The 20,220-nt window shown below is 48.3% G+C and carries 28 protein-coding genes and 1 riboswitch; of the genes, 2 read left to right on the top strand and 26 right to left on the bottom strand.

Translation table 11 applies throughout. The features are described 5' to 3' along the window. Window positions 1–20: 20 nt before the first annotated feature. The 14 genes from HJV72_RS02375 to HJV72_RS02310 form a co-directional block, all read right to left on the bottom strand. Window positions 21–1,283 (bottom strand): sensor histidine kinase, encoded by a 1,263-nt coding sequence (locus tag HJV72_RS02375; RefSeq protein WP_208068340.1) that lies wholly within the window; start codon window positions 1,281–1,283, stop codon window positions 21–23. Continuing rightward, the gene (locus HJV72_RS02370) at window positions 1,271–1,945 is read right to left on the bottom strand and encodes a response regulator transcription factor (protein WP_208068338.1); all 675 of its coding nucleotides are present in this window, start codon (window positions 1,943–1,945) and stop codon (window positions 1,271–1,273) included. Before HJV72_RS02370 ends, HJV72_RS02375 begins: the two co-directional genes overlap by 13 nt. Window positions 1,946–2,051: 106 nt before the next feature. Continuing rightward, complete coding sequence (locus HJV72_RS02365) at window positions 2,052–2,372, bottom strand: MGMT family protein (protein ID WP_208068337.1); 321 nt, start codon at window positions 2,370–2,372, stop codon at window positions 2,052–2,054. A 19-nt stretch (window positions 2,373–2,391) separates the two neighbouring features. Then, window positions 2,392–2,805 (bottom strand): hypothetical protein, encoded by a 414-nt coding sequence (locus HJV72_RS02360; RefSeq protein ID WP_330618740.1) that lies wholly within the window; start codon window positions 2,803–2,805, stop codon window positions 2,392–2,394. Between the two features lie 160 nt (window positions 2,806–2,965). After that, window positions 2,966–4,444 (bottom strand): ribosomal protection-like ABC-F family protein, encoded by a 1,479-nt coding sequence (abc-f, locus tag HJV72_RS02355; protein WP_208068335.1) that lies wholly within the window; start codon window positions 4,442–4,444, stop codon window positions 2,966–2,968. Window positions 4,445–4,756: 312 nt separating this feature from the next. Next, window positions 4,757–5,956, bottom strand: a complete 1,200-nt coding sequence (gene cytX / locus HJV72_RS02350) for a putative hydroxymethylpyrimidine transporter CytX (RefSeq protein ID WP_208068334.1) — start codon at window positions 5,954–5,956, stop codon at window positions 4,757–4,759. After that, window positions 5,956–6,783, bottom strand: a complete 828-nt coding sequence (thiD, locus tag HJV72_RS02345) for a bifunctional hydroxymethylpyrimidine kinase/phosphomethylpyrimidine kinase (RefSeq protein ID WP_208068333.1) — start codon at window positions 6,781–6,783, stop codon at window positions 5,956–5,958. The genes cytX and thiD overlap by 1 nt, the downstream gene beginning before the upstream one ends. Window positions 6,784–6,893: 110 nt before the next feature. Further along, window positions 6,894–7,556, bottom strand: coding sequence for an HAD family hydrolase (locus HJV72_RS02340; protein WP_208068332.1), 663 nt, complete (start codon window positions 7,554–7,556; stop codon window positions 6,894–6,896). Beyond that, entirely contained in the window at window positions 7,553–8,194 is a 642-nt protein-coding gene (gene thiE / locus HJV72_RS02335; RefSeq protein ID WP_208068331.1) for a thiamine phosphate synthase, read from the bottom strand. Before thiE ends, HJV72_RS02340 begins: the two co-directional genes overlap by 4 nt. Further along, on the bottom strand, window positions 8,181–9,002 hold the full coding sequence (gene thiM / locus HJV72_RS02330; protein ID WP_208068330.1) for a hydroxyethylthiazole kinase: 822 nt from the start codon (window positions 9,000–9,002) through the stop codon (window positions 8,181–8,183). The genes thiE and thiM overlap by 14 nt, the downstream gene beginning before the upstream one ends. A 65-nt stretch (window positions 9,003–9,067) precedes the next feature. Beyond that, a riboswitch (TPP riboswitch) is annotated at window positions 9,068–9,177 on the bottom strand. A 73-nt stretch (window positions 9,178–9,250) separates the two neighbouring features. Beyond that, window positions 9,251–9,754, bottom strand: a complete 504-nt coding sequence (greA, locus tag HJV72_RS02325) for a transcription elongation factor GreA (RefSeq protein WP_208068328.1) — start codon at window positions 9,752–9,754, stop codon at window positions 9,251–9,253. 119 nt (window positions 9,755–9,873) lie between these two features. After that, window positions 9,874–10,515 carry a cyclase family protein gene (locus HJV72_RS02320; protein WP_208068326.1) on the bottom strand — a complete coding sequence of 214 codons (642 nt, stop codon included), beginning with the start codon at window positions 10,513–10,515 and terminating at the stop codon, window positions 9,874–9,876. Between the two features lie 111 nt (window positions 10,516–10,626). Beyond that, window positions 10,627–10,839 carry a helix-turn-helix domain-containing protein gene (locus tag HJV72_RS02315; protein ID WP_066579421.1) on the bottom strand — a complete coding sequence of 71 codons (213 nt, stop codon included), beginning with the start codon at window positions 10,837–10,839 and terminating at the stop codon, window positions 10,627–10,629. 14 nt (window positions 10,840–10,853) lie between these two features. Then, complete coding sequence (locus tag HJV72_RS02310; protein ID WP_208068324.1) at window positions 10,854–11,363, bottom strand: hypothetical protein; 510 nt, start codon at window positions 11,361–11,363, stop codon at window positions 10,854–10,856. Window positions 11,364–11,591: 228 nt separating this feature from the next. Here HJV72_RS02310 and HJV72_RS02305 point away from each other — a divergent pair, with 228 nt between their 5' ends. Together HJV72_RS02305 and rd are read left to right on the top strand one after the other, a co-directional pair. Further along, complete coding sequence (locus HJV72_RS02305; RefSeq protein WP_208068323.1) at window positions 11,592–11,963, top strand: desulfoferrodoxin family protein; 372 nt, start codon at window positions 11,592–11,594, stop codon at window positions 11,961–11,963. Window positions 11,964–12,012: 49 nt separating this feature from the next. Beyond that, entirely contained in the window at window positions 12,013–12,174 is a 162-nt protein-coding gene (gene rd / locus HJV72_RS02300; protein WP_040435774.1) for a rubredoxin, read from the top strand. 2 nt (window positions 12,175–12,176) lie between these two features. Here the strand turns inward: rd and HJV72_RS02295 are convergent, their stop codons facing one another. From HJV72_RS02295 to HJV72_RS02240, 12 genes are all read right to left on the bottom strand, one after another. Next, a complete protein-coding gene (locus HJV72_RS02295; RefSeq protein ID WP_208068322.1) occupies window positions 12,177–12,854 on the bottom strand; it encodes a Crp/Fnr family transcriptional regulator in 678 nt (225 codons plus the stop codon). Window positions 12,855–12,871: 17 nt separating this feature from the next. Further along, complete coding sequence (locus tag HJV72_RS02290) at window positions 12,872–13,558, bottom strand: LiaF transmembrane domain-containing protein (protein ID WP_208068321.1); 687 nt, start codon at window positions 13,556–13,558, stop codon at window positions 12,872–12,874. Window positions 13,559–13,565: 7 nt separating this feature from the next. Beyond that, on the bottom strand, window positions 13,566–14,018 hold the full coding sequence (locus HJV72_RS02285; RefSeq protein WP_208068320.1) for a LytTR family DNA-binding domain-containing protein: 453 nt from the start codon (window positions 14,016–14,018) through the stop codon (window positions 13,566–13,568). A gap of 167 nt (window positions 14,019–14,185) precedes the next feature. Then, window positions 14,186–14,563 carry an SHOCT-like domain-containing protein gene (locus tag HJV72_RS02280; RefSeq protein ID WP_208068319.1) on the bottom strand — a complete coding sequence of 126 codons (378 nt, stop codon included), beginning with the start codon at window positions 14,561–14,563 and terminating at the stop codon, window positions 14,186–14,188. A 35-nt stretch (window positions 14,564–14,598) separates the two neighbouring features. Then, complete coding sequence (locus HJV72_RS02275; protein WP_066579442.1) at window positions 14,599–14,964, bottom strand: DUF2089 domain-containing protein; 366 nt, start codon at window positions 14,962–14,964, stop codon at window positions 14,599–14,601. Between the two features lie 102 nt (window positions 14,965–15,066). Further along, a complete protein-coding gene (locus tag HJV72_RS02270; RefSeq protein WP_208068318.1) occupies window positions 15,067–16,437 on the bottom strand; it encodes an MATE family efflux transporter in 1,371 nt (456 codons plus the stop codon). A 156-nt stretch (window positions 16,438–16,593) separates the two neighbouring features. After that, window positions 16,594–17,250: an ABC-2 transporter permease gene (locus HJV72_RS02265; RefSeq protein ID WP_208068317.1), complete on the bottom strand. Its 657-nt coding sequence runs from the start codon at window positions 17,248–17,250 to the stop codon at window positions 16,594–16,596. Then, window positions 17,250–18,095 carry an ABC transporter ATP-binding protein gene (locus HJV72_RS02260; protein ID WP_208068388.1) on the bottom strand — a complete coding sequence of 282 codons (846 nt, stop codon included), beginning with the start codon at window positions 18,093–18,095 and terminating at the stop codon, window positions 17,250–17,252. The genes HJV72_RS02265 and HJV72_RS02260 overlap by 1 nt, the downstream gene beginning before the upstream one ends. A 5-nt stretch (window positions 18,096–18,100) precedes the next feature. Next, window positions 18,101–18,472: a GntR family transcriptional regulator gene (locus tag HJV72_RS02255; RefSeq protein ID WP_208068315.1), complete on the bottom strand. Its 372-nt coding sequence runs from the start codon at window positions 18,470–18,472 to the stop codon at window positions 18,101–18,103. A 163-nt stretch (window positions 18,473–18,635) separates the two neighbouring features. Further along, complete coding sequence (gene clpP, locus HJV72_RS02250; RefSeq protein ID WP_208068313.1) at window positions 18,636–19,235, bottom strand: ATP-dependent Clp endopeptidase proteolytic subunit ClpP; 600 nt, start codon at window positions 19,233–19,235, stop codon at window positions 18,636–18,638. Beyond that, the gene (locus tag HJV72_RS02245) at window positions 19,232–19,651 is read right to left on the bottom strand and encodes a helix-turn-helix domain-containing protein (protein WP_208068311.1); all 420 of its coding nucleotides are present in this window, start codon (window positions 19,649–19,651) and stop codon (window positions 19,232–19,234) included. The genes clpP and HJV72_RS02245 overlap by 4 nt, the downstream gene beginning before the upstream one ends. A gap of 94 nt (window positions 19,652–19,745) precedes the next feature. Further along, window positions 19,746–20,177 (bottom strand): hypothetical protein, encoded by a 432-nt coding sequence (locus HJV72_RS02240; RefSeq protein ID WP_208068309.1) that lies wholly within the window; start codon window positions 20,175–20,177, stop codon window positions 19,746–19,748. Window positions 20,178–20,220: the final 43 nt, after the last annotated feature.

Raw genomic sequence — 20,220 nt, 5'->3', positions numbered from 1 at the left:
TACATTTTCCCTATAAAGAATTAAGATTCTCTATATACATTATAAAGACAATTAAAAGAAGCCGTGACTACGGCCCCGCCGGAGATGCTGTTTGCGATGCTCAAGGTTCCGCTGTGCTTCTCACACAGCAGCGTGCAGATATGAAGCCCTATTCCAAAATGCTCCTCGTCCTTACCGTGTGCTCTGTAGTAAGGCAGCAGCGCCTTCTTAAGGTCCTCCTCCGAGAAACCAGGCCCGTCATCCGACACGGTCAGCAGAAGCTCCCCATCCGCGCCGGTATATTCCATTGACACGTTAATCTTATGTAACGCATACCGTATCGCGTTGGACAGCAGATTTTCAAATACTTCTGCCACTATATTCTTATCTGCATATATCTTTCTTACGGCTTGTGCCCCTTCCTCACACTCGAAGCTGATCTCAATATCTTTTATCTGATTCAATGCAAAAATAATCTCGCCAATCTCTGCACATATATACGCGACACTTGTCTCCTCGATGTTTACGGGCCGTTCTTCCATGCTTCGTATACCCTTCATCGTCCTGCTGAACTGCTCCAGCCTGTCCAGATGGGAAGTCATGAGTTCCAGCGTATCCAGCATCTTCTGTTCGCTCACTTTCCCTTCCGGTATATATCTTGCAAGGAAACCCGAATATCCCTTCAGCACCGTAAGCGGCGTCCTCAGATCATGGGCAAACGCAGCATTGAGCTTCTTCTGGCTCTCAATCATCTGCCAGAGCTCTTCTTTGTTATGGACAAGCACCTCCCGCATGCCGTCAAAAGAACGGCAGAGCTGCCCCATCTCATCCTCGCTGTCATAGTGTATATGGATGTCCAGATTATTCTGACGTATGGCCTCGGCCCCATCGTTTAATATGGCGAATGGCCGCCTCAGACGGTTCCGGTAGAAGAGGAATACGGCCGCCACCGTACCTGCGAATCCATATATAAGCGGACACCAGACACGCAGGGTGTCCAGCAGCTGCATGAGCAGCCTGTCATGATCTTGGAAACCGTCGAAGCTGTCCGCCCATGCGTGCCATCCGGCCGCTATGGACCAGTCCGGCCACAGTGGTCCGTCATTCATGCTCTCTTCCTGCATCATCTGTGCATACTCGTTCCATATCATGCTTTCAAAACGGTAGCAGACCGTCATCGTGGCAAAAGACAGTACGGCCGCAGCAAGCGCCGCCGCCGTAATATAGGCAAGCATCGCTTTTCTGAACGAAAGATTGCGTATCCATGTCTTGAGCTTGTCTGCCTTTTCCTCTATCCAATCCATTTATATCCCACTCCCCACACGGTCTCAATATATGGCTGCTCCGTATACTCCGCCAGTTTTGAGCGGATACGCCGGATATGTTCCGTGACTATGCTGCTGTCGCCGGTTCCGTCATAGCCCCTCGTCTTCTCATACAGCTGGTCCTTGCTGAATACCTGTCCCGGATTCATAGACATAATCTCTACGATATCAAACTCCATCTTCGTAAAGCTGATTGGAATGCTGTCATAATAGACGCTGCGTTCGCTATAATGTACTGCCAGCCTGTCGGCCAGCAGAACGGATCCATTGACACGCTTGCGCTCTTCTCTTCTAAGATGTGCCTCCACCCTGGCACCGAGCTCCTCGATGGCGAAAGGCTTCATAATATAGTCGTCTCCGCCAAGCCTTAAGCCATTGATTCTGTCTTGCTCCTCCACTTTTGCGGTCAAAAAAAGAATAGGGCATGATACATGTGCACGTATCCTTCTGCACACTTCAAAGCCGTCGATTCCCGGCATGCTGACATCCAGCAGTATGATATCCGGCCTGCGTGACAGCTTTTCCATAACCTCTACTCCGTTCCTTGCTTCTATTACTTCATAGCCCTGTATTTCAAAATAATCTTTCAACAGCTGTATGATGCCTGGCTCATCATCAGCAATCAGTATCTTGTATCCCATAATCCCTGCCGCCTTTTCCATAGTCAAATACCCGGAACCATTTTTTAAAACATCCGGCTCCGGGTAATTATAACACAGAAATCACTATAAATTCTCTACACGTTTCTCAGAATACGCATTTCTTCCACTGGTATCTCTCCATGTCCACCCTGCCTCCGGCAATCCCAACGCCTTCCTTTTCAAGCAGTTCGACCTGCCGGTTGACGCCGCCTGACAAGAATGCGTCCGATACACGGCCATCCTTCGTCACGACCCGGTGGCACGGCAGGCCTGCCGAGTCCGGGACGATATGCAGTGCGTATCCGACCACCCTTGCCCACCGACGGTTCCCTGCAAGCTCTGCTATCTGTCCGTAAGAAGCTACGGTCCCTTCCGGTATCTGGGCGACCACATCGTAGATCTTCTCAAAAATGTTCTTTTCTTTCAATTTATCTCACTTCCGTATGCTATAGATATTTTTTCAGCTCTTCCAGATTATGCTCTTCCATCTTCTGAAGCTCTTTCATAAGAGATATGATATCCTTCTCCGCTTCCCCTTCATATTGATGAAGCTGTTTCGTCGCCTCCACGATGCCCATGTTGCTTCCCTTGATGAGCATATCTGCAATATGAGATGACGATTTGTCTATCAGCGTCTTCATGTTGATCATCAGGTAGGAAGTAAATTTCTCCATGCCCGGAATGCCTTTCTCGTCATAACCGTTCTCATTCAGCATCTTCTTAGCCTTTGTGTTGATGTCCTGATAGCCGCTAAGCTGCTTCTCCAGGCATTTTCTGAAGCCTTCATTCTCCACGATCTCAAGCAGCTGCTTTAAAGATTCGATCCCCATCTGCGTATTCTGGTAAACATAATTTAACATTTCTGCATTTCCATTCATCTGCGTACATCCGCCTTTCCACTTTTTAACAGTAGTATGGGCAGACGGCGTGACTCTTATACGCTTTGCGGAGGCTGCCGCTAATAAAATACTATACCACTTTTCTCTTTCTGCCAAGCCTTTTACGACAATATTCCTATCATCAGAATGTACAGATCTTCGTGGCAATCTTTTCCCTGAATGCCTCATCGTGCTCTACAAATACCATCGCCGGTCCGGCTTCCAGGATAAGCTCTTCCACCTGTATACGGGACAGCACATCGATATAATTAAGCGGTTCATCCCATATATACAGGTGCGCCTGTTCGCAGAGGCTCTTCGCGAGCAGCACCTTCTTCTTCTGTCCGGCGCTGTAGTCGGATACATCCTTTTCAAACTGGATTCTCTCAAGATCCAGCTTACGCAGCATCGCTTTAAACAGGCTCTCGTCTATTCCATACTCACAGGCCAGCTCATCAAGGCTTCCTGTGAGGAAAGAAGCATCCTGGGGTACATAGGATATCTTAAGGCTGCTGCCCACCTGTACATCCCCATCATAAGCGATATCTTCACCGAGCAGAAGCTTTAAGATGCTGGACTTGCCGCAGCCGTTCCTCCCGGACAGGCAGATCCTGTCCCCACGGCGTATTTCAAAGGAAACGCCGCCGCACACTTCTTTCTCCCCATAGCGGACTGATACCTCTCTAAGTTCCGCCAGCCGGTCTGTATGGTACCGGAGCGGATATAGCTTCAGCCTCTCCGCCGAATCGATGTTCTTCAGGAGCTTCGACTTCTCTTCCAGCGCCGAATGCTGTCTCTTCTCCAGCACCTTGGACCGCTTCATCATCTTTGCCGCTTTATGGCCGATGGCGCCGCGGTCGGGGCGAAGTCCGGCCACACGCTGCCCCCTTTTGGACTTCTCTACCTTGCCGGACCAGCTCTCGGTCTGCTTTGCGGCTTTTGAAAGCCGCTTTATCTCTGCCTTCAGCTTCTCGTTCTGCTCTGCCTCCATCCGGTCTCTCGCTTCTTTGCCTGCATACCATGTGCTGAAATTGCCTTTCTGCACCTCGATATTCATCTTGTTAATCGATAATATATGGTCGGTACAGGCATCGAGAAAGTGCCGGTCGTGGGACACGAGTATATAGCCTCTTTTGCGGTTCAGGTATCTGGCCACCGCTTCTCTCGCTCTGTTGTCAAGATGATTGGTCGGCTCGTCTATGAGCAGAAACCGATTGTCCCCGAGAAACAGTGCGGCCAGCAGCACCTTCGTCCGTTCACCATGGCTGAGCGTTTTAAACTCCCGATACAGCACATCGTCCGCCACCTCCATCAGATTCAGCTCCCTCATAATCTCCCAGAGCTGTATGTGGGGATTCCTCTCCTGTACGATATCAATCGTCAGGCGCTCCGGGTCCTCTACTTCGTAAGGAAAATATTCAAATTCCACGCTGGCTGATATCGTTCCTTCATATTCATATTTTCCAAGCAGAAGATGCAAAAACGTCGTCTTGCCGCGGCCGTTCCGCCCGACAAATCCAAGTTTCCAGTCCGTGTCTATCTGGAAAGACACATGTTCAAATATACTGTCATAGCTGCTTTCATAAGCAAAGCTTAAGTCTGTCACGTTAATCATCGACATATACATACCTCCTCTTAAAAGGCCTGATCAATCCAATTGCGTCTAATAGAAAAAGCTGCAGGAAAGTACATTCCCACAGCCTTCTATACGCAGCTCAATCCCCCGGCCATCAAGCCGGAAGATACCAGTATATTATATAGACGGATGGATGCTTCCACTTTCCTGCTCTGCGCATAACAAAGAGAAACGATATACGTATATCGTCTGACAGCCTTTCCTATGCAAATACATCATTAGCAGTAAGTTGAATGCATCCTTTCATCTCCCATCTGTCACAATCTTTTATGATTATAGCAGATACATCGTGCCAAGTCAATCCGTCGTGGACAGTGACTGTGCATTCGTATCCCTCTTTGCTATCTTCTCTGCCACGATTGACAGTATCATCGTTATCGCCATACAAGGCAGCGTATTTCCTACCGGCATGTCGATGTTCATAAGTATGCGGTAAGCGATAAATCCGGCCAGCCAGACGACCAGGCTGACAATATCTGCCTGTCTCTTGCTGCTGTCCCTCTTCAGCAGGAAGAAATCTGCTATCTGAATCGCTATCATCGGTGCAAATACAGACCCTATGAGGTAAAGGAAGTCCGTAATATTATCCATGGGAAACAGGATGGCCGCCGCGGTTCCGATGACCGTTACAACAGCGGCTATATGCTTTCCGTTCAGCTTGGGCATGATAGACTCGCTGGATACTCCTGCAGAGTAGGCATCCAGGAACGTCGTCGTTACCGTGGAGAAGATGACAATCAGAAGCGCGGCGATGCCAAGGCCTGCCTTCAGCATGATCTGGGCGATGTCATACTCGCCTGTGTACAAGGCCGCGCCCATGCCAATCACGTACATCCAGCAGCTGATAATACCGTAGACTACAGCACTTACGGCAGTCGCCTTCACCGGCGTTTTGGCCTCTCTCGTATAATCGCTGATCAGCGGCAGCCAGGACAGCGGCATGGCTACGGACAGCTCCACGGCCGCGCCGAACGTCATCCCTTCACCTGAGATGATTCCCGCATGTGCCCCACCGAAGAATATGACCTTGCTCAGGATAAGCGTCAGCACGAACAGCGCCGCCATGGCTACCGTATTGATCTTCCCGAGATTCGTAATGCCGATGGCAATCCACAGCAGAATAAGGGCACCAATGACGAGGCACCATATCCACGCGCCCGTATTCAGCACCCCGTCTGCCGCCAGTGCTCCGTCATATATCATGATAGCGGTCCAGCCGGTAAGCTGCAGTACATTCAATACGGAGAACAGCAGGCTGCCCTTCTGTCCGAAGCTCATCTTAACCGTCTCCATGGCGCTCTTCCTCGTCTTTGCACCGATAAGCCCGGCAAAAAAGAGCATCGTGCATCCGATGATATGGCCAAGGATAATGGCCGCCAGACCTTTCCTGAACCCGAGGGGCGCCAGATAGGTGCCCGTAAGGATCTCCGCAATGGAAACGCCCGCGCCAAACCAGATCAAACCGTTTTCAAAGATAGAAGTACGTCTCTTTTCCATTACAGCCATACCCCCTTGTCCTCATCTGTGCCCCCGATGAACTCGCTCTCCAGGTCAAACGCATGGTTCATCGGCCCGCTTCCTTTCCCAAGGTCCAGCATGGCGGACAACGCTCCTGAGATATACGCCTTCGCCCGCTCCACAGCAGCCTCCATGCCATATCCCTTCGCGAGGTTCGAGGCGATGGCGCTTGAAAGCGTGCAGCCGGTCCCATGGGTGTTCGGATTGTCAATGTGCCTCCCCCGGAACCAGAGGCATTCACCGTCCCGGTACAGCAGGTCGTTGGCATCATTGAGCTGATGCCCTCCTTTACAGAGCACGGCACAGTGGTAGGTTCTGCCGATGTACTCTGCGGCAGACGCCATATCCTCTTCTGTCCTTACACGCATTCCCGACAGGACCTCCACCTCCGGAATATTCGGCGTCAGCACTTCCGCCAGCGGAAGAAGCGATACCTTGAGCACTTCGATGGCATCGTCGCTGATGAGCCTGGAACCGCTCGTCGCCACCATGACCGGATCCACTACCACATGCTTTGCCTCATACTTCTTCAGCACAGAGGCAATCACTTTAATAAGCGGGCCCGCCGATACCATACCTATCTTTACCGCATCTGGACGGATATCGGTAAATATGTCATCGAGCTGTTCTTCTAAAAATTGCGGAGTTACTTCCATAATCCCTGTCACGCCGGTCGTGTTCTGTGCAGTAAGTGCGGTTATCGCGCTCATGGCGTATACGCCATTTGCGGTCATCGTCTTAATGTCTGCCTGGATGCCGGCGCCTCCGCTGGAATCACTTCCAGCGATTGTTAATGCTGTTCTCATTTTTTCTTCCTCTTTTCTTCGTAATATCTCCTCGCGTCAGCTGAGGGTGTGTTACTAGCATTAATTTTATATAGCGGCGGAAGGTGGTGCCCCCAATCAGCCGCTTCAAATCAACATGCTGATGCTGATTTCCAAAATGTATCGAAATCACCGAATGCCTTCAGGTACAGCTGCGCCCTACGGCAGATTTCTTCCTGCTGTCCTTCGCTTGAGGCGTCGTATATCCCAACAGTTATAAAGCCTGATGCCACGGATGTTTCAATCGCATGCAATGCATCTTCAAATACGAGCGTCTCTTCCGGCTTCGTGCCCATGCAGGAAGCCGCCTTTAGGTATATTGTCGGCTTATCTTTTCCTGCCCCTGCTTCGGAGCAGGTGAATACTTCATCAAAGTATCTGTCAATCCCGAGACGGACGAAGGCCGCCTCCACAAGATACCGGTCGCTGGATGTGGCCGCCGTAAGCCGTACGGACTTTTCCGCAAGCCTGTCAAGATACTCTTCCGCCCCGGTCTTAATCTCTGCCTCATACAGGTAGAACTCCTCAATCTGCCGATTGATTCCGTCCACAATACCGGCGGTGCTGTCCGAAATCCGGTATGTCTCCTTCAGGTATCGTGCTCCTTCCTCCATCGTCATGGAGAACATCTTCTCTCCAAGCCCGTACTCTGCGGCAAGGCCTATGGACTTCAGATAACGCTCCCCCGCTTCGTCCCACACAGGCATCGAATCGAGAAGCGTCCCGTCTATATCAAATATGGCTCCCTTGATCATGCTCCCACCATTTTCCCGGCCGCAGCTTTCAGCTCCCTGGCCGCCTCTTCGATATCCCCTGCGCCGAATATCGCGCTGATGACCGCGACGCCGCAGATTCCGCTGCCTGCAAGACTGCCTATATTATCCTGATTGATTCCGCCTATGGCGATGACCGGAATCTTTACCGCTCTGCAGATATCCTTGAGCGTGTCCTGGCTCACCTCCACGGCATCTGCTTTGGAACCGGTAGAAAACACGGCTCCCACGCCAAGGTAATCTGCCCCCCGCGCCTCGGCAAGCAGCGCCTGTTCTACCGTCTGAGCAGATACACCGATAATCTTATCCGGTCCGAGCCTGTCCCGGACATCCCCTGCCTCCATATCGCTCTGCCCCACATGCACACCATCTGCACCTATCGCGGCTGCTATCTCCACATTGTCGTTGATGACGAACGGAACGCCGTATCTCCTGCAAAGCTGCTGCAGTTCCTTTGCCTCCCGGAGGAACCGGCCCTCATCCAGATTCTTTTCCCTCAGCTGGACGAACGTCACGCCGCCTTTGATCGCCTCTTCTACCTGTCCGGACAGCGTGTCCGCTCCGAGCCACCTTCTGTCCGTCACTGCGTATAGCAGCAGGCTCTTTTTATCGCACTTCATACTTCGCTCCTTGCTCCAGCGTCTTTCCGTCCATGTTGTACACCGCGTCGATGATTCGATTCCGGTACGTGGCATTCCCTTCGCCTTCCTGCATATAGTTCCACCCGATCTCTCCGGCGAGGCCCATGGCGCACACGGCAGCTGCGGCAGCCTTAAGCTCCTGCCCTTTATTGGCGGCGACAAATGCAGTCATCATGCCGGACAGCTGGCATCCAGTCCCTGTAATCCTTCCCATCTCGGGACGGCCGTTCCGTATCACGTAGCAGTCTGAGCCGTCGCTCACAAGGTCAATGGCTCCCGTGACGGCTGCAATGCATCCCGCTTTCGCTGCAAATGCCTTTACAAAGGCAACGGCCTCATCAAGGTTCTCCTCTGTCACCGCTTCGGCCACATCTGCATCCACGCCTTTCGTACTGCCGCTTCCGTACGCTAACGTCTTAATCTCCGATATATTGCCCCGGATGACGTCAAAGCTTATCTCTTCCATCAGCTTTAGTGCAGTCTCTGTACGCAGCCGGCTCGCACCGGCGCCTACCGGGTCGAGCAGCACGGCGTGCCCAAGTCCTTTTGCCTTCTTTCCCGCAAGGAGCATCGCTTCTATCGTCCGACGGTTTAGCGTGCCGATATTGATATTCAGCCCATTGCAGATAGAAGTGATATCTTCCACGTCTTTCTCCTCATCCGACATAATCGGGCTCCCCCCGCAGGCAAGGAGCATGTTCGCCACATCGTTGACCGTTACATAGTTCGTGATGTTATGTACAAGCGTGCCTTGCCTTCTCACTTCGTCCAAACAGATTCCCAGCATTTTTATTTCCTCCTTTGATATAAATATTGAAAAAACGGATATGCCAAAGTCTGACATATCCGTTAATATTACTCACGCTATATCCCTACGTTGGCATTATCCAAATCAGGTTACGGGTCAAAGCAATGACAGCTTACTCTCAGCCCGCTTTCCGCGAGCCCCCCTTGTTGCTATGTTGTTTTCACAATCTTCATTATACTACGTTTTCCAGAATTTGCAACGGTAGAATGGGACATGCAGACGAAAAATCAGAACTTGCGTATCTTATCACCACTCTCATCCGTTGATTTATCAATAGACCTGACAACGATGTAGTATCCATCTTCCCCACTTGTCTTCACTCTGATCCGGTCTCCCACTTTGTGTCCCAGTATCGCCTTCCCCAGTGGCGACTCTATGCTGATACGTCCCTCCAGAGAATTGCCGCGTACGCTTGTGACGAGCCGGTACGTCTCCGTCTCATCATCTTCTTCAAAGTACAGCTCCACCGTATTGTTAATTCCGACCTCATCCTCCCCGGACGTATCCGAGACGATCTTCGCTGTCTTCAGCATCCTCTCCAGATACCTGATGCGGCTTTCGTTCCGGTTCTTGTCCTGCTTTGCCGCCTTGTACTCGAAGTTCTCGCTCAGATCCCCCTGGGCTCTGGCTTCTTTCACGGCCTCCAGCTCTTTTTTGCGCACGACAAGCTTGCGGTATTCTATCTCTTCTTTAATTTTGCGCACGTCACCTTCTGTCAACTGTTCTCTCAAAAGAATCTCCTGCCTTTCTCACTGTTCATCTTAACCATTGTATCGCCGAAGATTCAAAGTTGTCCAGTATTTTTGTTCAATCAGGCATACTTATTGAACTGCTAATGTTCAATAAGGTGTCAAATATATGCTATCGCCCGCACAGGCGCACCGTCTGCACATTCATACTTCAGTGGTAGGGCGATGAAGTCTACAAGAGCGTCCCCAAGTTTCCCCAGGTTGCAGAGATTCTCTATGATTACCATCTGGTTCGTCCCAAGAAGCACCTTATGCGCGGGAAGCTCCCTGGCGTCCGCCGTATCGATGCTCATCGTATCTATACCTACTCCTTTTTTACCTGCCCTGGCAATATACTTTGCCGTATCGGCCTCCAGTCCCGGAGAATGTCTCATGTACTTCTCCTGTCCCCAGAACTCTTCCCATCCTGTCCTGAACAGCAGAAAATCAGCTGCATCCGCCAGCTCTCTCACCGGTTCTATGTATTTACATGTGATATACTCGCCCTCTTTGATTCCGGTGCAGTCTATGACCGCTGCTTTGCCAAGGAACTGGGCTGTCGGAAAATGTTCCAGCGTCTTTCCCTTTGCGAACAGATGGGCCGGTGCATCCATATGGGTGCCCGTGTGTGAGGTAAGCGTCAGGGCCGTCTCCCTGAAGCCGTCGCTTCCGTAGCCGCATAAGCTGCCGAGCCTTGGCTTCGGCGTCCCTGGCCACACTGGAGTATCTTTGTCTAACGTATAGGTAAGATCGATAATTTCCACAGATTATCCCTTCCTTTCTGCATGACATATGCCTGTTGGGCAACAACAATCCAACAGGTATATTTTACCAGCTTATTATTAAGATTGCGGGACTTAAATCTTAAAGATTTATTATTTTTCATCCCTTTCATATTCCAATATGTCGCCGGGCTGGCAGTCCAGCACATCACAGATGGCCTCAAGCGTAGAGAACCGTATCGCCTTTACCTTTCCCGTCTTAAGGTTCGACAGGTTCACATTAGATATGCCGACCTTTACTGACAGTTCGTTCAATGACATCTTGCGGTCTGCCATCATCCGGTCAAGCCGTAATATTATCGCCATTCCTCTACCTCCTGCTATATAAGCGTATCGATTTCTTTCTGGTATCTAAGACCATATTTCATAATCTGGCTGACGAGAATCAGCACAATACCACCTATAAACGGCCACCCGTCCACAAATATACCCTTGGTAGAAAACAGAAGAAAATTAGGCATTGCATAGTTTGGAAAAAATGGGAACAAAACTGCACCTGCCACGAATAATATTCCTATCATCATAAAGCATCTGATCATCCTGTCTGAAAATGGCTTCTTGCTTTTTTTTATCTTCATAAGCATAAAGAAGAATAAAGATAACGATAACCAAAATACGAACTGCCAGTAGAATCCATTATAGGCTCCTTCCTCAAGCTTTATTCCTCCTTTACCCATTAAAGCTTCCAAAAACATGGGAATTATCAATATTCCCATTAGTGTCGACATTCCTGTTAAAACAAGAGCCGTATATAGTAAAATACGAAATTTGAGAGAAAAATATTGCTCTTCGTTTTCTACATCATCCATCTTCGTTTTCTTTTCTTCCATCTGATTAACCCCCTTCTTTTTCACTAATAATAACATATGAATTAATATATATCAACCATTATTTAATGATATTCATTAAATTTTTATTTATAATTATTACCTTGCTTTACGGAAATTTAAAACTTTCGGATTTTGTAACAAATGTTACGGAAATCATTTTTGTTTTTATGTATTCTATTACCAGAAAGAACATAAACTAAATGAAATAAAATGAAGGAGGTTTTTTACATGGGAAATTTTTACAAAGACCAGAACTCTCACAATATATTTTTAGAACTTGTCGCGATTGGGGATCAGAATAAAGCGCCGCAAATCGAGGAACTTACTGCGAACACGACGGACGCGGCACAGGAAAAGCACGTACCTGTCGTAAACGTCAACGGAAACAGTGTCGAGGTATCCATAGGCTCTGTCTCACATCCGATGCTGGAGGAGCATTCCATCACCGTCATCTTTATCGAGACGAAGATGGGCGGTCAGTACCGCAGGCTCATGCCAGGTGAAGAGCCAAAAGCAGTCTTCACGCTGGAGGACGGAGACGAATTTGTCGCTGCATATGAATACTGCAATCTGCACGGATTGTGGAAAGCCGGGGCATAAGCCCTCTTTATACAACAATGATAAGAAAGATAATATGGAGGTAATAGAAATGAAAAAGTATTTATGTGAACCATGTGGATATGTATATGATCCGGAGGTTGGTGATCCGGACGGCGGCATCGCGCCGGGAACTGCATTTGAAGATATCCCGGACGACTGGGTATGCCCGGTCTGCGGACTTGGAAAGGATGTATTCATCGTAGAAGAGTAGCTTTACATCCCTTCCAGTTCGTCCTGAAGCAGATTGAAATCTAAGATTTGGACGTGATTTCTTCCAGTAATTTTAAGGATTCCTCTATCCTGCATCCACGATAATTCTCTTGACAGGGAAGGCCTTGTAGTGTTTAGATATGCTGCAAGGTCTTCTCTGTTCATGGGAAGCCTCATCTTCTCCCGCCCTGCACTTAAGTCTGTCATGTAATATGCTATCCGCTGTCTCAGCGTCCCGCACGTAAGCAGATGTATCTTCTTCGTATTCTTCTCTGCCTCCTGGGCAAACAGCCGCATCATGTTGAAGATAATCTTGCTGTGGTGGGCACAGTTCTTCTCACACGTACTGTAGAAGAAGTGTCTCGATACCGCCAGCACTTCCGTCTCTCTTCTAGCCGCCGCAAAATACGCATAGCTCTCATGTTCCAGGAAGAGATCCACTTCGCCGAACCCCTGCCCTTCCCTTACGAAATCCACATAGTTCTGCTTTCCAAGCGCATTTACCTGCCCTAGCTCCACTTCCCCCGACAGGATAAAATACAGGTGTTCCGGCGTATCCTCCTGCCGGAACACATATTCATCTTTTCCATACGTCTTTACATATGCTTTGGAGCAGATGAGACTTCGCTTTATCTCATCCTCCGTCAGATTCTGAAACAGACTGAGCTTTTCTACTTTCATCGTCTAATCCCTCTTTTTTATACATATATGATTTCCACACCGCCAAAGCTCACTTTTCCCGTCAGCTTTACGACCGGTCCGCCTGAGGAATGGTTATTGTTCTTCTCATCGATGCCTCCAAAAGCCGCACTTACTTTGTTGACGACGGTCCAGTTCCTCGGAACATATAGTTCCACACCTGCAAATGATACATCCAGATGAAGCACTGCCTCTTCGTTCTGTATGACAGCATTGTCAAAGTACACCTTAAGCGAGCCAAACGCGCAGTGAAGATCAGCGCTCTGGAAATCATCAGAATTAACATATTTGATGCTCCCGGAAAATGTCGTGGAGAACTCCATCTGTGCACAATCCACTGTCTCTACAGATTCCTCGCCGCTTATGTGGTGATGATAATAGCTCCGCCTCGGATGATATAAGAAGCTGCATCCGATGCTTCCAAGGAGTGCCGCTCCAAGTACCGGCCATGGAGTTATGGACTCTATGCCCAGCGGACCCGCATAAATGATGCAGAGGAACGCAACGGAAAACAATACTCCTGTTATGCTTCTGTGGACTACGCTTTTTATGAGGCAAGCCGCAAAAAATACAGTGAGCAGAAGGCTGAACACTCCGATATCTCCGAGCACGCCCATACGGCTTACAATCAGGAAAATACCACTTACGATAAAAAATAATCCCCAGAATATTCGTTCTTTTTTCATAATATGTCTACCTCTTTTCTTCTAATCGGTCTTTTAGTGGCTTGTAGTAATACCTGGAAACATATGCCTGCTTATGTGTTCCCTGAAATTCTACCGTGCACGAAGCCGGGAGCGACTTAGTCATGGAATAGATCTTCCTCGTGTTCAGGATGGTAGATTTGGACACTCTCATGAAATAACCGGGCAGCATCTCTTCTAGCTCATACAGCCTGTATTTCGTCCGGTATATTTCTTTCCTTGTGTGAGCATGTACTTCGCTCTCCTCTGTCTCAAAGAACAGCACATCTTCAAGCGGCAGATAATAGGAAGTATCCCCTTTATAGAACACAAGCCTCTGCTCCATGGATACGATATCCGCCACTGCCCTCTGAATCTTCTGAACTTCCTCATCCAGCACGCTGCTCCTGATAATGATCTCTGCTTCTTTTAAATTGTCTTCAATCTCAATCCGTATCTTCATCTGTCCCTCTCCCTGGTCCTATATAACCATAATGAGGTCTGAAAGTAAACCTTAATCGGGCAAGTGGTAATAATCTGCAAGTAAGTGGTAGAAAAGTCCATCTGTCATATCACAGCCTGATGGATACGAACGTTCCGTCCTTATAATTATTTTCATCCGGCTGCCCTCTACTTATCCACGTATATTCTTACTCTCGTACCGTCCGTGGCCTCCACACTGATAAAGTCGCCTTCTATCTCGCTGTCCAGGCATTCCGATATGGCATCCATCATCTCTTCCAGATTCACGCCCTGCAGGTCTTTCTCCGGGATAGGAAGCCGCCCTGTAACTTTAAGTATCTTCTTGACAGCTCCTACCGGAAACTGTATGTTCACCTTTTCTCCGCTGCCATCCACGACGATGCGGAACATCTTTTTGTCATAATTCTTTCTGGCCGGAGTCTGTTTCGTATCCTCCACTCCCATTGCATTCATAAGCTCCGCAGCCTCTTCTGCTGTAATCGTACCGTCCGCTACCATCTTTAATATCCTTAATTTTTCATCCATATTGATGCTCCTTTTCTATGATTCCATTCTTATTCTTATTTCAGCTGCCGTATCGCCTCTTCTGCCGTTATCTGCCCTTGTTCCAGTGCTTTCAGCACAGCCTCGCGCTTCTGCATCTCTTCATCCTGCCCCGCGCCCTCTTCATATCCCAGCTTCTTAATGACACCATCGAGCTTAGCCCGGACAGTCGGATAGGAGATGCCCAGTTCCTTTTCCACTTCTTTAATATTACCTCTGCACCGGATAAACGTCTCGGTAAAATATAGCTCCTCACCGGAGAGGTAATCAAATTTGCTTAATGTAAAATCATTTTCTATCACCGTATCACACCCCGCACATTTCAGACGGGCCACTTTCAGCTCTCCGCCGCAGACCGGACACTGACTGATTACTTTTTTCATGCGTCCACTTCCTTTCTCATATTACTAATATAATCTGTATAATTAAAAATGTCAATATTTAAATTAATTATTTTAATTTTAATATTGACATTTTTAATATTATTATTTAATTTTGTTGTATTTTTCTTTGCAGTCCAGCTTGCGCAGGAACGAGATAGCCAGCGGCGCAGATATAAGAAACGCCAGGACATCAGCCACCGTCTGCGCCGTCTGCACGCCTCTCAGGCCAAATGCCGCAGGCAGCACCAGGATGAGCGGGATAAAGCAGATGCCGCTGCGAAGTGCAGACAGGAACGAAGCCTTCCCGCTCTCTCCTACACTCTGAAACATCATATTCGCACATACCGAAGCTGGCTGGAAAAAGCAAGCGATACACTGGCACCGCAAGGCAAATACGCCTATCCGGATAACTTCCGGGTCATCACGGAATACTCCTATCACCTGAGAAGACACAAGCAGACATACAGCCGCGAGACTGCCGATGACAACCTCTCCTGCTGCTGCGGTGAACCAGAATCCCTTCTTGACCCTGTCATATTGTTCCGCTCCATAGTTAAATGCAGCAACCGGCTGGAACCCCTGGCCAAGGCCGAGGCCGACAGAGAAGATAAGCATGCAGATTCGGTTGACTATGCTCATAGCCGCCACCGCCGCATCTCCGTATACTGCGGCCTGGTGATTCAGCAGCAAGGTAGATATGCTCCCCATGCCCTGACGTATAAGGCTTGGAAATCCAGTCGCGACGATACGTGCCACGTCATGGATATCCTTTGTTATGAGCCGCACCGAAAGCTTGCTGTCTGTCTTCCCTGTCAAAAACATAGCCAGAAGAATCAGGAAGCTGATCATCTGCGAGATCGCCGTAGAGAGCCCCGCACCGGCCACCCCCATGTTCAGCCCGAACATAAGGACCGGGTCGCCTGCCATGTTGAGGATGCCTCCGGTGGTAAGGCCGACCATGGCATAGGCCGCCCTCCCCTCATACCTGAGAATATTATTCAGCACACAGCTCCCTGTCATGAACGGCCCTGCCAGCAATATGTAGAACCCGTACTGTCTGGCGTACGGCAGTATCGTCTCTGTACTTCCGAGCAGACGCATGAACGGTGTCAGAAATACGATACCGCAGACCCCGATGACAGCGCCCGCCGCTATGGATAAAAAGAAGCTCGTGGAAGCAAATCTGCTGGCACTCTCTGTATCTTTCTTGCCAAGCTTCCTAGATATGATGCTGCCGGCCCCGTGCCCGAACATAAAGCCAAATGCCTGCAGCACGGCCATCAGGCTGAACACGACACCTACCGCGCCGCTTGCACTCGTGCCAAGCCTGCTGACAAAATACGTATCTGCCGTATTGTAGATGCTCGTAATGAGCATGCTAACCACCGTCGGTATACCAAGCCTTATAATCAGGTTCGGTACCGGAGTCTTTGTCATCTTATCGTACTGGGCGGTCTTTTGACCTTCTCCCATATCAATTCCCCCTTTGTCCGGCACAATCGGATAGAAAAAACTTCTTCCTGCGCAGCAAGGCTGCACAGGAAGAAGCATTATACAATTATCGGCTCCGCCGTCTCCACCAATCTATATTTAGTTATATTATACACCAGTTTCCTCTGGTATGCACTATCAGAATTGCTTCTTTTTCATTATCCTGAGAGATACATTATACGATATCACTGCTATCACACAGCAGGCGATTACTAATGTGCCAATGATTTCTCCGGTACTTGCCGCCCCAATCCTCATCAGTGCGGCATCGATATCAATACCAATCTTGCCAGCAATTTTCGTCCCGGCATATATGGACAGAAATATGATTCCCATCGCCCCCAGCATAGCTATCCTGCCCTTTTCCGCCCCAAATTTAAACTGTATCGGAAGGATGATAAGAAGGAATACCACAAATAGCGCCAGGTATATGCAGGCAGTAACAAGCCATGACTTCCAGTCTATCTCCTGCTTTTTCCACGTCATGTATGCCGATACGACAGCCGTAGTTACTGTCCATGCCGTCCCTCCAAGCAGCAGGCCGAACACATACTTTTCCCTTACGTACTTTTTCCGGCTGATGGGAAGGCTGAACAGAAAAGCAAGTCCATTGTCATATTCATCATAGCTGATGGAACTCAGTGTAAACATGGAGAATACAAAGGTCATGTAGCTGATTACAAAGGATGGTTCTCCACTCGTAAACAGCAGCATAGTACCGACCAGACAGATGATAAGGAAAAATTGCTTCTGGTTCTTTAATAACCTGATATCTTTAATTAATAAACCTTTCATTATGCCTCACCTCGAATCATTATTGTAATTGCTTTATCAATGCTCCCTTTTTCAATCACTATCCCCGGATAGTTCTCCATATAGAACTGCTTCTGGGCCGTCAGGCAGCTCACCCCGAAGCCTTCCCTCTTGCAGGCCAGTATATGTTCCTTATCCAGCTTTTCATACTGTTCATCTGTCAGCTTCAGAACACCGTATTCATCGAGCAGTACATCCGTCTCTTCATGGAGTATGATCTTCCCACCGTCAATCATGTACAGATCATCACACAGCCCTTCCAGGTCGCTGGAAATATGGGAACTGATAAGGATAGCCCTGTCTCCCGGCTCCATATAACCGCGGAGCAGATCCAGGAGTTCGTCTCTTGCAATCACATCCAGCCCTGCCGTCGGCTCATCCATGATGAGGAGGCGTGCACCATGGCACATGGCGCTGATTACCTGCAGCTTCGCTTTCATACCTGTAGAGAATTCCTTTATCTTCTTGTCAAGCGGGATATTGAACTTTTTGCACATGTTCACGAATGCCGTCCTGTCAAATCTGCGGTACAGATTGCTCAATACCGGTATGATATCTTTTACCGACAGGTAGCCGCTGAATCCAGAATCGGAAAGTACCACACCAATCTTCTCCCGGTCATCCTGGGTAAGCCTGTCATTTGACTTACCAAGCACGGCTATGCCACCTGCATCTACATCTATCAGATTCAGTATCGCTTTGAAGGCCGTACTCTTGCCTGCACCGTTGGGGCCTATCAGCCCTGTTACCCTTCCTTCTTCCACCTGCAGTGAACAGTCAAGTTCAAAGTCCTTATAATGTTTCTTCACATGTTCCATCTTCACCAGCATAGCTATTCCTCCAAGATAATTTGAAATAATTCTGTTATTTCTTTGTTATTCATCCCACAGCTCTTTCCCTTTCGGATTGCCGCTTCCAGATCAGCTTCTACCTCTCTGCGCTTTTCTTCCAGCATAAGCTCCTGGTTCGCGCATGTCACGAAACTTCCTTTCCCATGGACCGTAACAACAAATCCTTCCTGTTCAAGGGCATCGTATGCTTTTTTTACCGTAAGCGCGCTTACTCTAAGTTCCTTGGACAGTACGCGGACAGACGGCAGCATCTCATCTTCCTTTAATGTACCTTTCATGATCATTGCTCTGATCTGGGTGACAATCTGTTCATATATGGGCTGCATGGATGAATTATTTATAATCAACTTCATGTCATCCCTCCTTGTATAAACAGTATATAACAGTATGCAACTGTTGTCAACTGTTATATGCTGTTTATTATATATTTACAAGTATAGCAAAAGCCGCCTGTGCAGCGCGAAGCTGTACAGGCGGCTTTGCCATATGAAGAGATAGAGAACGAGGGGGCGGTTCTTATTCGCTGCTGTTCTTAGAGATAACGGAATCAATCAAACCATACTCTAAGGCCTCCGCTGCACTCATAAAATTATCTCTTTCGGTATCCCGCTTGATTTCCTCTATTGTACGTCCGGTATTTTCTGCCAGTATATGATTTAATCTCTGCTTATTCTTCTGTATATGTTCAGACATTATTTTTATATCGCTGGCCTGTCCTTGAATTCCATTGCCATGTACGGCAGGCTGGTGAATCATAATTTCCGAATTGGTTAATGCCATGCGTTTGCCATGTGTACCGCCTGCCAGCAAGAAAGCGCCAAAACTTGCTGCAAGTCCTACACATATTGTTGAAACGTCACATCTGATATACTGCATGGTGTCATAAATTGCAAATCCTGCTGATACAGAGCCGCCCGGACTGTTGATATACAGCTGAATATCCTTATCAGGGTCTTGCGCTTCCAGAAAAAGCATCTGCGCTACAGCCAGGCTGGCGGAAGTGTCGCTGACTTCTTCTCCTAAAAAGATAATCCTATCTGATAATAGCCGGGAAAAGATATCATAGCTCCTTTCTCCACGACTCGTCCGTTCAATTACATAAGGTATTGTACTCATGCCGCAATCTCCCTTATTCTTGTAGTGTTTCTGTAATAGTTGAAGATAAAGGCATAGCTTATGGATATTTGCTTCTGTACTGGCAGGAAAACTCCCATATCCCTGTAAACTTTAGGTGGATATAGGTATACCTGCTTAAAAGCGTACGAGAAGGATTGCTGCGTATCATATCCCGCATCATAGGCAATCTCTATTATTGGCTTATCTGTTTTGACCAATCTTTCCGCAGCTACCGTCAGCCTGCGGTTTTGCAGATACTTATGAATCGTGATACCTGTATATTCTGTAAAAATCCGGTTTAGATAGAATTTCGAATAGCCTGCTTTTTCGGCTATATGGTCTAAGTCAAGTTCTTCCTCCAAATTCGTTTCTATATAATCTATGACTTTTTGTACAACATCTTTATGCTTTTCCATTATATCGCCTCCCTATGCCTTTTCCTATTATAACAAGTTCCGGGAAGCGTGTCTTAATAAAAAATGCCATTCGCGTGACAGAGCCTTTTTACGTTTATTCTGTTTGTTTATATACACTTGTCCCCGATACTACGAAGAGCACAGGAATCAGGAGCGAATAGACCATTGACAGCATCTCTTTCGTGTCTGCACCTCCCGCAATATCTACGATAACACTTACAATACTGAGCACAAGCGATATCCAGCCAAGCACAAGCGCTGCCTTTAATTTGCCTTTAGATCCGTTGGAGCCCTTCAGGCCGAACAGGCCGCAGACAAGGCTGAAGATGCCTCCCAGCAGCACGATGACGCCGAGAATCATGAGCATGCCCGTCGTCAGGACGCCTGCCGACTGGGCAAGGCCGGACGCATTGCTGCTGGCGGCCCCGAGCAGGCCTCCCCCGACGATAGACAGGACGGCAAGGATGATGCTCAGTATACCGCCGATTATCTGTAAGACCGATGTGACTTTTAATATAGTTCTCATTTTTTTCCTCCTTCATAATTTACAATGGTTTCCAATACTTAAC

This window comes from Extibacter sp. GGCC_0201, from assembly GCF_017566055.1.
Taxonomy (GTDB): Bacteria; Bacillota; Clostridia; order Lachnospirales; family Lachnospiraceae; genus Extibacter.
The sequence above is the reverse complement of the archived record's forward strand: the minus strand, read 5'-3'. Positions and strand labels throughout refer to the sequence as shown.

What these genes read in the sequence shown, in the direction of transcription:
- HJV72_RS02375 (WP_208068340.1), bottom strand. Translation starts at nt 1,283, where the DNA reads ATGGATTGGATAGAGGAAAAGGCAGACAAGCTCAAGACATGGATACGC.
- HJV72_RS02370 (WP_208068338.1), bottom strand. Translation starts at nt 1,945, where the DNA reads ATGGGATACAAGATACTGATTGCTGATGATGAGCCAGGCATCATACAG.
- HJV72_RS02360 (WP_330618740.1), bottom strand. Translation starts at nt 2,805, where the DNA reads ATGTTAAATTATGTTTACCAGAATACGCAGATGGGGATCGAATCTTTA.
- abc-f (WP_208068335.1), bottom strand. Translation starts at nt 4,444, where the DNA reads ATGTCGATGATTAACGTGACAGACTTAAGCTTTGCTTATGAAAGCAGC.
- cytX (WP_208068334.1), bottom strand. Translation starts at nt 5,956, where the DNA reads ATGGAAAAGAGACGTACTTCTATCTTTGAAAACGGTTTGATCTGGTTT.
- thiD (WP_208068333.1), bottom strand. Translation starts at nt 6,783, where the DNA reads ATGAGAACAGCATTAACAATCGCTGGAAGTGATTCCAGCGGAGGCGCC.
- HJV72_RS02340 (WP_208068332.1), bottom strand. Translation starts at nt 7,556, where the DNA reads ATGATCAAGGGAGCCATATTTGATATAGACGGGACGCTTCTCGATTCG.
- thiE (WP_208068331.1), bottom strand. Translation starts at nt 8,194, where the DNA reads ATGAAGTGCGATAAAAAGAGCCTGCTGCTATACGCAGTGACGGACAGA.
- thiM (WP_208068330.1), bottom strand. Translation starts at nt 9,002, where the DNA reads ATGCTGGGAATCTGTTTGGACGAAGTGAGAAGGCAAGGCACGCTTGTA.
- HJV72_RS02315 (WP_066579421.1), bottom strand. Translation starts at nt 10,839, where the DNA reads ATGGCGATAATATTACGGCTTGACCGGATGATGGCAGACCGCAAGATG.
- HJV72_RS02310 (WP_208068324.1), bottom strand. Translation starts at nt 11,363, where the DNA reads ATGGAAGAAAAGAAAACGAAGATGGATGATGTAGAAAACGAAGAGCAA.
- HJV72_RS02305 (WP_208068323.1), top strand. Translation starts at nt 11,592, where the DNA reads ATGGGAAATTTTTACAAAGACCAGAACTCTCACAATATATTTTTAGAA.
- rd (WP_040435774.1), top strand. Translation starts at nt 12,013, where the DNA reads ATGAAAAAGTATTTATGTGAACCATGTGGATATGTATATGATCCGGAG.
- HJV72_RS02295 (WP_208068322.1), bottom strand. Translation starts at nt 12,854, where the DNA reads ATGAAAGTAGAAAAGCTCAGTCTGTTTCAGAATCTGACGGAGGATGAG.
- HJV72_RS02290 (WP_208068321.1), bottom strand. Translation starts at nt 13,558, where the DNA reads ATGAAAAAAGAACGAATATTCTGGGGATTATTTTTTATCGTAAGTGGT.
- HJV72_RS02285 (WP_208068320.1), bottom strand. Translation starts at nt 14,018, where the DNA reads ATGAAGATACGGATTGAGATTGAAGACAATTTAAAAGAAGCAGAGATC.
- HJV72_RS02280 (WP_208068319.1), bottom strand. Translation starts at nt 14,563, where the DNA reads ATGGATGAAAAATTAAGGATATTAAAGATGGTAGCGGACGGTACGATT.
- HJV72_RS02275 (WP_066579442.1), bottom strand. Translation starts at nt 14,964, where the DNA reads ATGAAAAAAGTAATCAGTCAGTGTCCGGTCTGCGGCGGAGAGCTGAAA.
- HJV72_RS02270 (WP_208068318.1), bottom strand. Translation starts at nt 16,437, where the DNA reads ATGGGAGAAGGTCAAAAGACCGCCCAGTACGATAAGATGACAAAGACT.
- HJV72_RS02265 (WP_208068317.1), bottom strand. Translation starts at nt 17,250, where the DNA reads ATGAAAGGTTTATTAATTAAAGATATCAGGTTATTAAAGAACCAGAAG.
- HJV72_RS02255 (WP_208068315.1), bottom strand. Translation starts at nt 18,472, where the DNA reads ATGAAGTTGATTATAAATAATTCATCCATGCAGCCCATATATGAACAG.
- clpP (WP_208068313.1), bottom strand. Translation starts at nt 19,235, where the DNA reads ATGAGTACAATACCTTATGTAATTGAACGGACGAGTCGTGGAGAAAGG.
- HJV72_RS02245 (WP_208068311.1), bottom strand. Translation starts at nt 19,651, where the DNA reads ATGGAAAAGCATAAAGATGTTGTACAAAAAGTCATAGATTATATAGAA.
- HJV72_RS02240 (WP_208068309.1), bottom strand. Translation starts at nt 20,177, where the DNA reads ATGAGAACTATATTAAAAGTCACATCGGTCTTACAGATAATCGGCGGT.